Here is a 14,716-nt window from a genome sequence, read left to right on the forward strand (position 1 = left end):
ATTCGTGACTGTTGCGGGCGGGGCCGTTCTAGGCGGCGCCGTCCCATTCGAGGAAATTGGCCAGCAGCTGCAGGCCGGCCGACTGGCTCTTTTCGGGATGGAACTGCACGGCAAAGACGTTCTCGCGCAGGATCACCGACGCGAAGCGGACACCGTAGTCGGTGGTGCCGGCGATGTGGCCGGCGTTCTCGGGCACGACGTGATAGCTGTGGACGAAATAGAACCAGCTCGCCGGCGCGATATCCTTCCACAACGGATGATGCCGCTCCTGGCGGACCTGATTCCAGCCCATATGCGGTATCTTGCGGCGCACGCCGTCGGGCTGGTCGTCCGGGCCGGCGAAGTGCACCGTATCCCCGGGGAAGGCGCCGAGGCATTCCACCCCGCCGGATTCCTCCGAGTGCGCCATCAGGGCTTCGATCCCCAGACAGACGCCCATGAGCGGCTTGCGGCCGAGCTGCTCGCGGATCATGTCGTCGAGCTCCAGGCGATGCAGCTCGGCCATGCAGTGCCCGATCGCGCCGACGCCAGGCAGGACCAGGCGATCCATGCGCGCGAGCGCATCCGGATCGAAGCTGACCTCGATCTGCTCGTCCGATGCGACGTAGCGCAGGGCCTTGGCAATCGAGTGCAGATTGCCCATCCCGTAGTCGATGATGCCGACGGTTGCCATAAGCGTAGAGAAGGTGGTCTAGAGGCGGCCCTTGGTCGACGGCATCGCGCCCTCGGCGCGCGCGTCGCCGGCCACGGCCATGCGCAGCGCGCGTCCGAAGGCCTTGAACAGGGTCTCGGCGATATGGTGCGCGTTGTCACCCTTGAGGCTGTCCATGTGCAGGGTGATCGCGCCGGCGCTGGCCACGCCCTGGAAGAACTCGCGCACGAGCTCGACGTCGAAGGTGCCGATCTTGTCGCGCGTGAACGCGGCGTCGAAGAACAGCCCCGGCCGGCCCGACAGATCGACGACGACCCGCGACAACGCCTCGTCCAGGGGCACGTAGGCGTGCCCGTAGCGCGTGATGCCGCGCTTGTCGCCCACGGCCTCGGCTAGCGCCCGGCCCAGACACAGGCCCACGTCCTCGACCGTGTGGTGGTCGTCGATGTGGGTGTCGCCGGCCGCGCTCAGCTCGATGTCGATCAGCCCGTGGCGGGCGATCTGGTGGAGCATGTGATCGAAAAAGCCGACACCGGTACCGCCGGTGAAGGCGCCGCTACCGTCCAGGTCGATCTCGAGTCGAATATCGGTTTCGGCCGTCGCGCGTGCGATCGTGGCCCGTCGCGAAGTCATGGTAGTCGCTTTCAAAGCTGTCGATTCACCCCGTCAGACGGCGGATAATACGCCGTTTGCGCCGGTCACGCGAATGGCCGCGGGCGCCCGCGTCGCCTAGCTGGCAAGCCAGAACGTGACCGGCCCGTCGTTGACCAGCTCGACCTGCATGTCGGCGCCGAAAACGCCCGTGGCCACGGGCGTGTGCGCGGCCGCAAGGGCGGCGGCGAAGACGTCGAAGAGCCCGGCCGCGCGTTCGGGCGGGCAGGCGGTGGAAAAGCCCGGCCGCGTGCCGCGACGGGTGTCCGCGGCGAGCGTGAACTGGGGCACGGCGAGCACCGCGTGGCCGCCCGCCGCGGCGCTGACGTTCATGCGGCCGTCGGCGTCGGCGAACAGGCGGTAGCCGAGCACGCGCTCGGCCAGCCGCCGGGCTCGGGCGTCGTCGTCCTCGGGCACCGCGGCGACCAGCGCGAGTATGCCGCGGTCGATGGCGGCCACTTGCTCGCCGTCGATGCACACCGCGGCGCGGGACACGCGCTGGATCAGCGCGATCATGACGGGATCAGCGGCGGCGCCTGTTCGCGATGGCGGCGCAGCAGGGCCTCGAACGGCGTCGGGTCGTGGACGTGCACGACGTCGCCGTCCATCGGGAAGTGGTAATCCACGAGCCGCGAGACCCAGAAACGCAGCGCCGCGGCCCGGAGCATCGCCGGCCAGGCCCGGATCTCGGCGTCGGTCAGCGGCCGGCGGCGATGGTAGGCGCCCGCGAAGGCCGCCCAGTGATCCGGCAGGTGCCGGCGCTGGTCGTCGTAGGCCCAGTCGTTGCAGATCACGGCCAGATCGAACAGCAGATACTCCTGACAGGCGAAGTAGAAGTCGATGATGCCCGAGACCCGCTGACCCTGGAACAGGACGTTGTCGCGGAACATGTCGGCGTGGATGACCGCGCGCGGCAGGTCGACGTAGCAGGTCCGGGCGCAGTCGGACTGATAGGCGAGCTCGTCGTCGAGCAGCGTCCGCGTCTCGGTGTCCAGGCGCGTGCCCAGGCGCGCGCGGGCATCGCGCAGCCAGGCCAGATCCCGGGTGTTGTCCTGGGTCAGGCCGAAGGAGCGCACGGCACGGTGCATCTCGGCCACGACGCCGCCGAGCGAGCCGCACTGGGCCGGTTCCGGGCTCTCGATACTCGCGCCGGACAGCCGATAGACCAGGGCGGCCGGGCGCCCGCGCACCTCGCTGAGAAAACCGCCGTCGTTACGGGCCACCGGGTGGGCCCCCGGCACGCCGTGTCCGGCGAGATGGTCCATGAGCTGCATGAAGAACGGCAGCGCCGCGGTGTCCACCTGCTCGAAGAGCGTGAGAACCCAGCGTCCGGTGGTGGTGTCCACGAAGTAGTTGGTGTTCGTGATGCCGGCGGCGATGCCGCGGAAGTCCTCGAGTTCGCCGATGGCGTAATCCGCGAGCAGGGCGCGCAGATCGTCGTGATCGACCCGGGTGTACACCGACATCAGTTTCTGCCTTCGCTGTCCCGCCTGCGCGCGCGCTTGAGAAAGACCCGCATTTCCTTGGCCGCCTGATTGTCGCCGCGGTCCTCGGCCACTGCGATCCCGCGTTCGAGCGCATCGATCGCCGCGTCCGTGTCACCGTGTTCCAGCAGGGCCCGGCCGTAGAGTTTCCAGGCGGCGGAATACTGCGGGTCCTGAGCGACCGCCTCCGCCAGATGCGTGATCGCCGGACCGGTCTCGCCGGCCTGATACAGCAGCTCGCCGAGCGAGAAACGCAGCAGCGCCCCGTCGCGCCCCGCGGCGAGCATGTCCTCGAGTTGGTCGCGCATCCCCATGCGCACAGTGTAACGGTCGCGCTGCGCCGCGCGGGAGAGAAATCGCTCAGTGGCGCCAGAAGGCGGGGGTCAGAATCACCAGCAGGGTGAACACTTCCAGCCGGCCCAGCAGCATCGCCAGGCACAGCACCCACTTGGCCAGCGCGGGCAGGCCGGCCATGTTCGATGACACTTCGCCCAGGCCCGGACCCAGGTTGTTGATCGAGGCCGCCACCGCCGAGAACGCCGTCAGCTCGCTCAGGCCGGCGGCCAGCAGCACCAGGAACATGGCCGTGAACACCGTCACGTAGACCGCGAAGAAACCCCAGACCGCCTGGATGACGCGGTCCGGGATCACCTTCGCGCCCATCTTGATCGGGATCTCGGCGTTGGGGTGAACCAGGCGGGTGATCTCGCGCGTGCCCTGCTTGGCGAGCAGGATGAAGCGCACGACCTTCATGCCGCCCGTGGTCGAGCCCGCGCAGCCGCCCACGAAGCTGCCGAGCAGCAGCAGCATGGGCAGAAAGGTCGGCCAGACCGAATAGTCGGTGGTCGTGAAGCCGGTGGTGGTTCCGATGGCGACCACCTGGAACATCGACTTCACCATGGCCTCCGGCACGTTGACGTACGTGCCCGACAACAAAAGCACCCCGACGCAGACCGTGGTCGCGGCGAGGACCATGATCAGGAAGGTGCGCGTCTCCGAGTCGCGCCAGTAGGTCAGCGGATTGGCGCTGCGCCAGACGGTGAAGTGCATGCCGAAGCTGATCGAGCCCACCAGCATCGCCACGATCGCCGCGAGCTCGATCACCGGGTTGTCGTGATGGCCCAGCGACAGGTCGTGGTTGGAGAAGCCGCCCGTGGCGATCGCCGAAAAGCCGTGACTCACGGCGTCGAAGGCGCTCATGCCGGCCAGCCAGAACACCAGCGCGCACAGGGCCGTGAGCGAGACGTACAGATACCAAAGCGCCTTGGCGGTCTCGCGAATGCGCGGCGTCAGCTTGGAATCCTTGATCGGGCCGGGCGTTTCCGCGCGATAAAGCTGCATGCCACCCACGCCGAGCATCGGCAGCACCGCCACCGCGAGCACGATGATGCCCATGCCGCCCATCCAGTGCAGCAGCTGGCGCCAGAACAGCACCGCATGCGGCAGCGTGTCCAGCCCGACCAGCACGGTGGCGCCGGTCGTGGTCAGCCCGGAGACCGATTCGAACACGGCGTCGGTGACGCTGATGTCGGGACGCTCGGCGAGATACAGCGGCACCGCGCCGAACAGGCTGAGCACCATCCAGAACAGCACCACGACCAGAAAGCCGTCGCGGACCTTGAGTTCGCGCTGAACGTGGCGGACCGGCCACCACGCGGCCGTACCGGTCGTCAGGGTGACCGCGAATCCGATGAGAAAGGCGTCGCTCTCGCCGTCGCCGTAGGCGAAACCCATGACCGCCGGCACCAGCATGCTGGTGGAGAAGATCATCAGCAGCAGGCCGAGCACCCGCTGGACGACCGCGAAGTAGTAGTTCAGCTGGAATGTCGCCACGGCGCGCTCAGACGTAGGACACGCCGACCTGGAACAGACGTTCCACGTCCGCCGTGTATTTCTTGTCGACGATGAACAGCATGACGTGATCGCCGGATTCGATCACCGTGTCGCGATGGCCCATCAGGACGTCGTCGCCGCGTGCGATCGCGCCGATGGTCGTGCCCGGGGGCAGCTTGATCTCGTCGATGCGCCGGCCGACCACGCGCGAGTCGGCCCGCTCGCCGTGGGCGATGGCCTCGATCGCCTCGGCCGCGCCGCGCCGCAGCGTGTGCACCCGAACCACGTCGCCGCGGCGCACGTGCGCCAGCAGGGCGGAGATGGTGGACTGCTTGGGCGAGATCGCGATGTCGATCTGGGTGCCCGAGGACTCGATCAGGTCCACATAGGCCAGCCGGTTGATCAGCGACATCGCCTTGCGCGCGCCCAGGCGCTTGGCCAGCATGGCCGAGAGGATGTTGGCCTCGTCGTCGTTGGTGATCGCGCAGAACACGTCGACGTGCTCGATGTTCTCCTCGACCAGCAGCGACTCGTTCGCGGCGTCGCCCTTGAGCACGATCGAGCGGTTGACCTTCTCCGAGAGCCAGCCGGCCCGCGCCTGATTGTTCTCGATGATCTTGACCTGGCAGTGGTTTTCCAGCGCCAGCGCCAGCCGCAGGCCGATGTTGCCGCCACCGGCGATCATCACCCGCTTGACCGGCCGGTCGAGCTTGCGCAGTTCCCCGATCACCTTCTTGATGTCCCGCCGTGCGGCGACGAAGAACACCTCGTCATCGGCCTCGATGATGGTGTCGCCTTCCGGGATCAGCGGTTTGCCGCGCCGATAGATCGCCACCACGCGGGTGTCGATGTCGGGGATGTGCTCGCGCAGGGTGCGCAGCTCCTGGCCGACGAGCGGCCCGCCGTAGTAGGCCTTGACGCCCACGACCTGCACCTTGCCGTCGGCGAAGTCCACCACCTGGAGCGCGCCCGGATACTCGATCAGCCGCTTGATGTAGTCGGTGACCAGCTGCTCCGGGCTGATGGTCATGTCGATCGGGATCGCATCCTGATGGAACAGCCGATCCTCGAGCAGATACTCGGCCGCCCGGATGCGTGCGATCTTGGTCGGCGTGTGGAACAGCGTGTAGGCGATCTGGCAGGCGATCATGTTGGTCTCGTCGGTCGCCGTGACCGCGATGATCATGTCGGCGTCGTTGGCACCGGCATTGCGCAGAACGTCGGGATGCGAGGCATAGCCCTGCACCGCCTGGATATCGAGCCGATCCTGGAGCGGACGCAGCAGCGACTGGTCGGTATCGACGACGGTGACGTCGTTGGATTCGTGCGCGAGATTCTCCGCCAGTGTCGCACCGACTTCGCCCGCCCCCAGGATGATGATCTTCATGCCGCGCAACAGTAGAACGGGCCCTGTCCGCTTGCAACAGCCTGCAGGCGCACATCGGACGCTGTGTTCGCTGCACGATGCGCGTAATATGGACGCCTGTTCAACACCCTCGCGACAGATCGTGAACGACGACGTCAGCTCATCCCCCGAATCCGCCGACGGCCCGGCCTGGCTCGAGCACGTGGCCTGGGACGAACACGGCCTGGCGCCGGTGATCGCGCAGTCGGTGGACAGCCAGCGCGTGCTCACGCTGGCCTGGATGAACCGGGCCGCGCTCGCGGCGACGGTCGAGTCCGGCTTTGCAACCTACTGGTCACGTTCGCGTGCCAAGCTCTGGCGCAAGGGTGAGACATCGGGCAATCGGCAGCGCGTGGTCGAGATCCGGCTGGACTGCGACAACGATGCGCTGCTGCTGCGGATCGAACAGATCGGCGGCGCGGCCTGTCATACGGGGCGCGAATCCTGTTTCTTCCAGATCCACGACGACGGCGAATGGGTGACCCGGGACCCGGTGCTCATCGATCCCCAGGACATGTACGGTCTGCATGAGTGACAACGATATTCTGAGCCGGCTCGACGCGGCGCTGGCCGCCCGGCGCGAGGCCGATCCCGACACCAGCTACACTGCCTCGCTCTATGCGGGCGGCGTGGCGCGCATCGGCGCCAAGATCCGCGAGGAGTCCGAGGAGGTGGTCGAGGCCGCCGCCGAGGACGACGACGTCCATTTGATCCACGAGGTCGCCGACCTGTGGTTCCATTGCATGGTGCTGCTCGGCTCGCGCGGGCTCGACAGTGCCGCGGTGCAGGCCGAACTTGGACGACGCTTTGGCGTGTCCGGCATCGAGGAGAAGGCCGCCCGCCCGGCGTCCGACGGACACGAGTAACAGACGAGGTAATCATGATTGGTGGTATCAGTATCTGGCAGCTGCTCATTCTTCTGGTCATCGTGGTGCTGATATTCGGCACCAAGCGACTGCGCAACCTCGGCGGCGATCTCGGTTCGGCGCTCAAGGATTTCCGCGGCGCGATGAAGGACGGCGACGAGAACGACGAGACCACCGAGGACGCCCGCAAGCGCCCGGAGGACCCGCAGGTCGTCGACGAACTGGGCAAGACCAAGGCCAACACCGGCCCGGTGGAGGACGCCCATCAGCGCAACGCCAAGCGGGATGAGAGCGAGAACCGCGAGTAGTCTCGCGCCACGGGAATGTTCGATATCGGTTTCTGGGAACTGACAATACTGGCCGTCATCGGCCTGATCGTGCTCGGCCCCGAGCGCCTGCCCGTGGTCGCGCGCACGCTGGGGCTCTGGGTCGGGCGCGCCAAGGGCTATGTGCGCGGTATCACCAGCGAGCTCGAGCGTGAGGTCAGCGTCGACGAGCTGCGCGCCGACGTCCGGCGCACGCGCGAGCGCATCGAATCGGAGACGCGCGGGGCGATCGAGCCCGCACAGGACGCCCTTTCCCCCGAGCGGCCGTCGGTGAAGCCGAGCGACGACGCCGCCCGGGCTGGCACACGGTCGGATGCGGCCGGGGGCGGCGATGCGTCGGCGCGCGACGCGCCGACCGCCGATGACGGATCACGGAAGACGGATCGACCCAGCGAATGAGCCAGCAGACGCCGAGCGAGGAAGAACAGCCGCTGATGGCGCATCTGCTCGAGCTGCGCTCGCGCCTGCTGCGGATCGTGATCGGCATCGGCATCGTTTTCGTGCCGATGGCCTATTTCGCGCGCGATCTGTTCACGTTTCTCTCCGGGCCGCTTCTCGCGCACATGCCGGAGGGCAACAGCCTGATCGCGACCGGGGTCGCCGCGCCGTTTCTGGCGCCGTTCAAGCTGTCGATGCTGCTGGCGGTGGCGGTCTCGCTGCCCTGGACCCTTTACCAGATCTGGATGTTCATCGCGCCGGGACTCTACGCCCAGGAGCGCCGGCTGGTCACACCCCTGCTGGCCTCCAGCACCGGGCTGTTCTATCTCGGCATGGCGTTCGCCTACTACGCGGTGTTCCCCGTGGTGTTCGGGTTTTTCATCTCGGTCGCGCCCACGGGCGTGGCGGTGATGACCGACATCTCGGCGTATCTGGATTTCGTGCTCGGCATGTTCCTCGCCTTCGGCATGGCCTTCGAGCTGCCGGTGGCGATCTTTCTGATCGTCTGGGCCGGCTTCGTCACGCCGCGCCAGCTCGCCAGCTATCGCGCCTATGTGCTGGTGGCGGCATTCGCTGTGGGCATGCTGCTGACGCCGCCGGACGTCATCTCGCAGACGCTTCTGGCCGTGCCGGTCTATCTGCTCTACGAGGTCGGCATCTGGACCGCGCGGCTTTTCGTGCCGGGTGTGCGCGAGGTCGAGGCGCAGCAGGACGAGCAGCGCTAGGCCTGTTAACACTTCATGCGGACGCCGCGTTGGAGACCTCAAATCGTGTTACGCGAGGCGCGAGTCACCGATCGTGGCGCGCCACGATCAAGACTGGCAACGCCGCAGCGCGCCCATGATTGTTTCATGGGCGGCCCAACCCTTCGGGCCAGGCGCTGTGGTGCGGCAATCCCGCGTTGGCGCAGAAGTTGGCGCAGAATGACTGCGCGGCGCGCACGACGCCTCGTCCTGCCGCCCCTGATCAATTTTTCAGGAAACGCCTGGCGCGGGCTCGCATGAGGTGTTGGCAGGCCCTGGTGTCGTTCGTGTTCCGGGCCTACGGGTTAAGTGCGGGTTCATGGCACGGCGTTATGTTCCGCGTTGAATTCCATTCCGACACAGAGGCACCGCCATGTTCAGGAAGACAGCGATCGCAATCGGGCTCGCCATGGCCGCCGGTGGCGGCAGCGCGATGGCCCAAGACAGCATGCAGAACAGCGGCGAGCGAAACGCCGGCGCCGAACGTCAGACTCAGATGAGCGAAAGCGCGCTGCACACGCGCTTCGACGCGCTCGATGCCAACGGCGACGGCGTGCTCAGCCGGTCGGAGGCCGCCGACAGCGAGGAGGTCGCCGAGATCTACGATTCGCTCGACACGAGTGCGACGATCGAGGACCGCGAAAGCCAGAGCAGTCCCGGCGGCATCACCTTCGAGCAGTTCCAGGCCGGAATGCAGGCCCGCGGTGCCGGTGTGGTCGGCCCCGCGGTTTCCGGCGGCCAGACCTATATCATCATGCGCGACGGCACGCGTCGGCTGAAGGATCCGGACGCTCGGCCGGGCGGCGACAGGTCGCAGGATGCTGAAACCCGCTGGGACGAGTAGTCACCGTCTGGCCGGCGCCGTATGCTGCGCTAGCGGTTCGACCGGCCGTGACGGGACACCAAGTCCACGCGCGGCGCGCGGCCGTTAGCTGATTTGATGCTTCGACGCATGAACGCCCGCGGCGTGCCGCGGGCGTTTCTCGTCGTGACGCCGATACTCGGCGAATCGGCGGAGTTTCCCATTCGATATCACGGTCGGCCCGTCACGGCTGCGGATCGCGTGCGGCATCGAATAGGTGCGATGCGCACATGGCCGTTGTCGCGGCCGATATTCGTCCCGGCTCGGGCTGCGGCGGGAGGGTGCTCGATTCCGCGGATCGCCGGACGGCCCCGATAGCGGCCATGAAAAAACCCGGCGCATGGCCGGGTTTTTCGCGAGCAGTTAGGGCTTGAGATCAGCCGCTGCCGGGGGACTGGCCCGGGGCGGGCGCCTGACCGGACTGCGGCATCTTCGACTGCAGCTCGGAGCGCAGCGAATCCATCTCGTCGAGCAGATCCTGCGTGTTGCTGTTCTGCTTCTTCATGGCCGCAAGCGTGTCTTCCTGCAGCTGCTGACCGGCCGACTGGATTTCCGGCTTCTGCATGACCTTGTTACGGGCCTGTGTCATCTCCTGGCGCTCGGCCTGAAAATCCTGCATCACCGCCTTGCGCTCGGACTGGTCGAGATCGCCGGACTGCATCTTCTGCGCGAGTTCCTGAACCCGCTGCTGGCCCTGTTCGACGTCGTAGCCCTCGTCCTCGACGGCCTGACGAACCTTCTTCTCGAACTCTTCCTGCTGGGTGGCCAGCTCCGGATTGGCTTCGATGGTTTCCTTGTGGATCTGCTGCAGGCGCGACGCCTTCTGGCGGTACTGCTGCATCAGTTGCTGGGCTTCCTGCTGATCGGCGCCGCCGGCCGCCGCGCCCTGCGCGTTGGCCGTCGTGGCACTGAAGGCGATGGCGGCCAGCGCCACGGCGAGAGTGGATGTTACACGTTTCATCATAGGTCTATCCGTCGAGTGAATGTCGTGTGGACCTGATCTGACAACGTTCAAGGTTATCAGTGCCGCAGCAGGCGCTCAAAAATCCGGCTTTCCGGAGGCGAGCCGGTCAGCGACGCGGGTCGTCTCCGGAAGGCGGTAGCGGGTCAGCGCCTGCAGGGTCCAGGCAATCGCGTTGTCGAGGTCCACACGATGCCCGGGCGAGATGAAGATTGGCTTAACGCGCTCGCGCGAGCGCAGGACGGCGCCGATCACGGTTTCGCCGTCGTAGAGCGGGGTCCAGGCGCCGCGGCGCTCCGGGGCCGGGCCGTGCGTTCCGGTCAGACGCTTCTTGGCGACGCCAATGGTCGGCCGACCGGTGACCAGGCCGAGGTGGGTCGCCACGCCGAGGCGGCGCGGGTGGGCGATGCCATGACCGTCGACCAGGATCAGATCCGGCGGCGTCTCAAGCGCCTCGAGCGCGGCTAGCGCGCCGGGGATCTCCCGGAACGACAGCAGGCCGGGGATGTAGGGCATCCGCGTCGGCACGCGCACGAGCCGGCGCTCGCGTACCGCCAGCGTGGTGGCATCCAGCACCACGGCCGCCGCGCGCGTGGTGCGGCCGCCGTCCTCGAAGCCGATGTCGACGCCGCCGAGCGTCGCCACCGGGCCGGTATCGTGGCGGGTGTCGACGCGGTCGGCCAGTTCCCGCTGCAGCGTCCGGCAGGCGCGCGCGTCCTGGGGCCAGTCGTGGTCGAGGCAGATGCGGCCGTCGGTGGTCTGGCGACGGACGACGCCGGGTGTGTCCGGCATCCGTGCCTCAGTCGTCCTGCGCGCCGTCGCGGTCGTCGGCGAAACGACGCATGATCTCGATGGTTTCGGCGCTGACGTGGTGCTCCACGCCCTCGGCGTCCTTGCGCGCGGTGGTCTCCGGCACGCCCAGGGCACGCAGGAAGCGCAGCACCACGATATGCCGGTCGCGTGATTCGCAGGCCATGCGCTTGCCGTCTTCGGTGAGGAAGATGGAGCGATAGGGCTCGCTGGTCACCAGGCCGGCGTCGGTCATGCGGCGGATCATCTTGCCGACCGTGGCCTGGGTCACGCCCATGCGCTGGGCCAGCTCGACGGCGCGAGCCTCGCCCTTGGCATCGATCAGATCCGCGATGAGCTCGACATAGTCCTCGATCAGCTCGGTCTCGTGCGCCTTGCGGACATAGCTGTACTGGCGCGCGTGGTCGGCGGGGTCGAGCAGCTCCCCGGAGGTATCCGCACGCAGGACGTGGTCGAGATCGTTTGCCGTGCGTTCTGCGTTCATCGTGCTTCGATTATACCGTGTCGTCGCGACCCTGCGGGGCCGGGTGGAGGGCTGCGATCACCGCCCGGGTGTCCGGGCGCACGCCGCGCCAGAGATGGAAGGACTCGGCCGCCTGCTCGACGAGCATGCCGAAGCCGTCGCACCGGCGGGCCACGCCGTGGCGTTCGGCCCAGCGCAGAAACGGTGTGGGCGCATCGGCGTAGATCATGTCGTAGGCGGCGGTCGCACCCGCGATCGCTGCTGCCGGCAGATCCGGCATGCGCCCGGCCAGTCCGGCCGATATGGCGTTGATCACCAGGTCCCAGCCGCCGCCGATGCCCGCGAGCCCGCCGGCGTCGACGGGCCCCAGGTCGGTGAAATCGGCGGCGATGGCCTCGGCCCGCTCGGCGGTGCGGTTGGCGATGTAAAGATGTTTCGGGCCCTGTTCGAGCAGAACGGGGACCACCCCGCGCACGGCGCCTCCGGCCCCGAGCACCAGCACGCGACGCCCCTCGATTGGTGTGCTCAGACGACCGGTCAGGTCGCGCAGCAGGCCGACGCCGTCGGTGTTGTCGCCGTGGATGCGGCCGTCGTCGCAGCGGATCAGCGTGTTCACCGCCCCCGCACGCTCCGCGCGCGCCGAGAGCGTGGCGGCGTAGGCGGCGGCCGCCTGCTTGAAGGGCAGCGTCACGTTCAGGCCGCGGCCGCCGTCGGCGAAAAAGCGCTCGACCGTGGCGGTGAAGGCGTCCTCGGCGGCGGGCAGACGCGTGTAGGTCATGCGCTGACCGGTCTGTTCGGCGAACATGGCGTGGATCGCCGGCGACCGGCTGTGGTCGACGGGGTTGCCGATCACGGCGTAGCGGTCGGGTTCGTCGGTCATGGAGCAGGCTCCTCGGTAGCGGCAGACGGCGGCGCGGCCCGGCCGGCCGCGTAGTGCAGCGAGGGCAGCGCCCGCGCCTCGGGGTTCAGGCAGGCGTGCATTACATCGGCGACCGGGATATCGCGCATGCACGCGTTGTGGCCCAGCGGGCAGACCCGCTCGCGACAGGGCGCGCAGGCCAGGCCCAGCCAGAAGCGGGCCTCGGCCGGGGCCAGCGGCGGCGCATAGTCGGGATGCGTGGCGCCGTAGATGGCCAGCACCCGTGGTGCGGTGGCCGCGGCCAGATGCATCACACCGGTGTCGTTGCCGACGAAGGCATGGGTGAGCGAGGCCAGGTCGGCGATGTCGACCAGTGAGGTGCGTTCGCACAGGTTCATCCCGTGGCGCGGCGCGGCCGCGGCGATGCCGGCGGCGAGATCGCGGTCGGCGGCGCTGCCGAAGATCCATACCGCGATGCCGCGCGCGTCGAGCGCCTCGGCCAGGCGTGCGAAGTGGGTCGCCGGCCACTGTTTGGCGCCGCCGTAGGCGGCGCCGGGCGCGAAGCCGACGGCGGGTCGGTCGCGGTCCAGCGCCAGCGAGGCCGTCAGTGCCGAACGGCGCTGCTCGTCGATCGACAGCCGCGGTAGCTCGACCTCGCCGAGCGCGTCGCCCTCGTGTTCGAGGCCCAGCAGCGCGTAGTGCTCGACCTTGCGGGGATAGCGCGTGGCGTCGAGCGTGCGCACATCGTTGATCAGGCCGTAGCGGAGTTCGCCGCGATAGCCGGTGCGCTGTGGAATGCCGGCCAGCCAGGGCACCAGCGCGGCCTTGGCGCTGCGCTGCATGACGATCGCCTGGTCGTAACGGCCGCGCAGGGCGTGCGCGGCGCGCCGGCGGGCGCCCCAGGCGAACTCGCGGTGGGCGATGTTGAGCGGCACCGCCGCGTCGATTTCCGGCATGCGGGCGACCAGCGACGCGGTGACGTCAGGGGCCAGCACATCGATGCGCGCCTGCGGCAGGCGTCGGCGCAGCGTCTTGAACAGACCCTGCGCCATGACCATGTCGCCGATCCAGCTCGGGCCGACGATGAGTATGCGCGGGCTGTCGTTCATGTGTCCTGCCGCTCCATGGCGATCGACCCCGAGGGCCGCCAATCGTAACCGAATCCGGTGCTGTGATCGGGCGCGACATCGTCGCGATCCCGGTGCTGCATGGCCGCGGCGGGCTACGGCGGGCGCTCGGGGCCGGCGGCACGACCGGTTCGTCGCTCAGGCGGGTTCCGAGTGCGCGGGCGCGGCAGCGTCCGCGCGCTGGCGAACGGCGCCTTCCCGGGGTCGGAACAGAAGAAACGCATGCAGCGACAGCAAGGGAAAGATCCAGGTCCAGGAGCTGATCGTCTTGCTGTGCTCGTGGGTGTAGACCGCCGGTGTGAACACGCAGATCCAGTAGACGGCCACCGCGAATACGCCGGCGTAGGCATAGGCGGTCGCGCCGCGGCGGGCGTAGGCGAGGAACGCCGTGGCGACGGCCAGGCCCCAGCCGGCCGCCGCGCAGAACAGGCCGAACTTGCGCTCGGCCTCGTACAGCTCGTTGTCGCGCAGATGCAGGAAGGTGGCGCCCACGGAGAGCACCACGATCGCCGCCAGCGCCAGCACCACCGACAGCGTCGGCCGCTGCGCGGGACGACGAACATCGCAGACCGAGATCGCCGCCAGCACGAACAGACTCCAGCCCAGCAACTCCAGCGGTTCCTCCGCGTTGCCCACGACGCGGGCGACCGGTGCCAGAACCGATTCGTCCAGTTCCTGTTCGAACACGTTCTGGAACTGTATCGCGGTGGTGTGGTCTCCCAGCGAGCCGATGAACGCGACGAAACAACCGGCTAGCAGGAGCACGATCGGCGCGTAGGCGCGTCGCAGCAGCAGTTCGATGCCCAGCCATACCAGCAGGATGATCAGGAACTGGGGCCGCAGATCGTCGCGTATCGCGTTGTTCTCACCCACGAAGGCGATGAGGAAGAGCATGCTGAACACGATCGCCACGCGGCTCAGGCGCCGATCGCCGTCGATGTACGTCAGCAGCGCCACAGTCACGCCGAGCAGACACAGGACCAGCGACATGACTTCGCTGAGCAGGAACTCGCCGCCGTCGACCGGCAGATAGATGGTCGCGCCTCCCGCCACGCAGGCCGACAGCCCCGCGCCGGCGACGCAGCCGGCGTGAATGGCGAGAGCGGTGACCGTGATCACGATCACGCCCGCGGCCAGCCCGATCCGGTTGACCGGTCGGCTTCGGGGCGCAGCCCGTGACGCCTCGGTGTGCGGATATCGGTCGAACGCGGATGTTTGTACCATGTGCGTCTTGCT

19 protein-coding genes are annotated in these 14,716 nt (G+C 68.0%); 6 read left to right on the forward strand and 13 right to left on the reverse strand.

Annotation, left to right across the window (positions count from 1 at the left end; all coding sequences use genetic code 11):
* Positions 1-28: 28 nt before the first annotated feature.
* The 7 genes from hisH to trkA form a co-directional block, all read right to left on the reverse strand.
* Positions 29-673 carry an imidazole glycerol phosphate synthase subunit HisH gene (hisH, locus tag SAOR_RS13935; protein WP_123592125.1) on the reverse strand — a complete coding sequence of 215 codons (645 nt, stop codon included), beginning with the start codon at positions 671-673 and terminating at the stop codon, positions 29-31.
* An 18-nt stretch (positions 674-691) separates the two neighbouring features.
* Positions 692-1,285: an imidazoleglycerol-phosphate dehydratase HisB gene (gene hisB / locus SAOR_RS13940; RefSeq protein WP_123592124.1), complete on the reverse strand. Its 594-nt coding sequence runs from the start codon at positions 1,283-1,285 to the stop codon at positions 692-694.
* A 96-nt stretch (positions 1,286-1,381) separates the two neighbouring features.
* On the reverse strand, positions 1,382-1,819 hold the full coding sequence (gene dtd / locus SAOR_RS13945) for a D-aminoacyl-tRNA deacylase (RefSeq protein ID WP_123631964.1): 438 nt from the start codon (positions 1,817-1,819) through the stop codon (positions 1,382-1,384).
* Positions 1,816-2,769 carry a homoserine kinase gene (locus SAOR_RS13950; RefSeq protein WP_123631965.1) on the reverse strand — a complete coding sequence of 318 codons (954 nt, stop codon included), beginning with the start codon at positions 2,767-2,769 and terminating at the stop codon, positions 1,816-1,818. The genes dtd and SAOR_RS13950 overlap by 4 nt, the downstream gene beginning before the upstream one ends.
* On the reverse strand, positions 2,769-3,101 hold the full coding sequence (locus SAOR_RS13955; RefSeq protein ID WP_123631966.1) for a tetratricopeptide repeat protein: 333 nt from the start codon (positions 3,099-3,101) through the stop codon (positions 2,769-2,771). Before SAOR_RS13955 ends, SAOR_RS13950 begins: the two co-directional genes overlap by 1 nt.
* A gap of 46 nt (positions 3,102-3,147) precedes the next feature.
* Positions 3,148-4,557, reverse strand: a complete 1,410-nt coding sequence (locus SAOR_RS13960) for a TrkH family potassium uptake protein (protein ID WP_123632071.1) — start codon at positions 4,555-4,557, stop codon at positions 3,148-3,150.
* A 70-nt stretch (positions 4,558-4,627) separates the two neighbouring features.
* The gene (gene trkA, locus SAOR_RS13965) at positions 4,628-6,007 is read right to left on the reverse strand and encodes a Trk system potassium transporter TrkA (protein WP_123592120.1); all 1,380 of its coding nucleotides are present in this window, start codon (positions 6,005-6,007) and stop codon (positions 4,628-4,630) included.
* Between the two features lie 121 nt (positions 6,008-6,128).
* Here trkA and hisI point away from each other — a divergent pair, with 121 nt between their 5' ends.
* The 6 genes from hisI to SAOR_RS13995 all read left to right on the forward strand — a co-directional run bounded on the left by hisI (position 6,129) and on the right by SAOR_RS13995 (position 9,242).
* Entirely contained in the window at positions 6,129-6,560 is a 432-nt protein-coding gene (hisI, locus tag SAOR_RS13970) for a phosphoribosyl-AMP cyclohydrolase (RefSeq protein WP_245965487.1), read from the forward strand.
* Positions 6,553-6,891, forward strand: a complete 339-nt coding sequence (locus SAOR_RS13975) for a phosphoribosyl-ATP diphosphatase (protein WP_123631967.1) — start codon at positions 6,553-6,555, stop codon at positions 6,889-6,891. The genes hisI and SAOR_RS13975 overlap by 8 nt, the downstream gene beginning before the upstream one ends.
* A gap of 14 nt (positions 6,892-6,905) precedes the next feature.
* Entirely contained in the window at positions 6,906-7,199 is a 294-nt protein-coding gene (gene tatA, locus SAOR_RS17340; RefSeq protein WP_425472116.1) for a Sec-independent protein translocase subunit TatA, read from the forward strand.
* Between the two features lie 15 nt (positions 7,200-7,214).
* Positions 7,215-7,616, forward strand: a complete 402-nt coding sequence (gene tatB, locus SAOR_RS13985) for a Sec-independent protein translocase protein TatB (RefSeq protein WP_123631968.1) — start codon at positions 7,215-7,217, stop codon at positions 7,614-7,616.
* Positions 7,613-8,380, forward strand: coding sequence for a twin-arginine translocase subunit TatC (tatC, locus tag SAOR_RS13990; protein ID WP_123631969.1), 768 nt, complete (start codon positions 7,613-7,615; stop codon positions 8,378-8,380). The genes tatB and tatC overlap by 4 nt, the downstream gene beginning before the upstream one ends.
* A 391-nt stretch (positions 8,381-8,771) precedes the next feature.
* Positions 8,772-9,242 carry an EF-hand domain-containing protein gene (locus SAOR_RS13995; protein ID WP_123631970.1) on the forward strand — a complete coding sequence of 157 codons (471 nt, stop codon included), beginning with the start codon at positions 8,772-8,774 and terminating at the stop codon, positions 9,240-9,242.
* Between the two features lie 394 nt (positions 9,243-9,636).
* Here SAOR_RS13995 and SAOR_RS14000 read toward each other — a convergent pair whose 3' ends face one another.
* The 6 genes from SAOR_RS14000 to SAOR_RS14025 all read right to left on the reverse strand — a co-directional run bounded on the left by SAOR_RS14000 (position 9,637) and on the right by SAOR_RS14025 (position 14,704).
* The gene (locus tag SAOR_RS14000) at positions 9,637-10,221 is read right to left on the reverse strand and encodes a hypothetical protein (RefSeq protein ID WP_123631971.1); all 585 of its coding nucleotides are present in this window, start codon (positions 10,219-10,221) and stop codon (positions 9,637-9,639) included.
* 78 nt (positions 10,222-10,299) lie between these two features.
* Positions 10,300-11,013, reverse strand: coding sequence for a deoxyribonuclease V (gene nfi, locus SAOR_RS14005; protein ID WP_123631972.1), 714 nt, complete (start codon positions 11,011-11,013; stop codon positions 10,300-10,302).
* 7 nt (positions 11,014-11,020) lie between these two features.
* Positions 11,021-11,515, reverse strand: coding sequence for a manganese-binding transcriptional regulator MntR (gene mntR, locus SAOR_RS14010; RefSeq protein ID WP_123591076.1), 495 nt, complete (start codon positions 11,513-11,515; stop codon positions 11,021-11,023).
* 10 nt (positions 11,516-11,525) lie between these two features.
* Positions 11,526-12,374 (reverse strand): shikimate dehydrogenase, encoded by an 849-nt coding sequence (aroE, locus tag SAOR_RS14015; RefSeq protein ID WP_123631973.1) that lies wholly within the window; start codon positions 12,372-12,374, stop codon positions 11,526-11,528.
* Positions 12,371-13,462, reverse strand: coding sequence for a lipopolysaccharide heptosyltransferase II (gene waaF / locus SAOR_RS14020; protein ID WP_123631974.1), 1,092 nt, complete (start codon positions 13,460-13,462; stop codon positions 12,371-12,373). The genes aroE and waaF overlap by 4 nt, the downstream gene beginning before the upstream one ends.
* A 156-nt stretch (positions 13,463-13,618) precedes the next feature.
* Positions 13,619-14,704 (reverse strand): hypothetical protein, encoded by a 1,086-nt coding sequence (locus SAOR_RS14025; RefSeq protein WP_123631975.1) that lies wholly within the window; start codon positions 14,702-14,704, stop codon positions 13,619-13,621.
* Positions 14,705-14,716 lie beyond the last annotated feature (12 nt).

Source organism: Salinisphaera orenii subsp. orenii MK-B5, from assembly GCF_003788635.1.
Taxonomy (GTDB): Bacteria; Pseudomonadota; Gammaproteobacteria; order Nevskiales; family Salinisphaeraceae; genus Salinisphaera; species Salinisphaera orenii.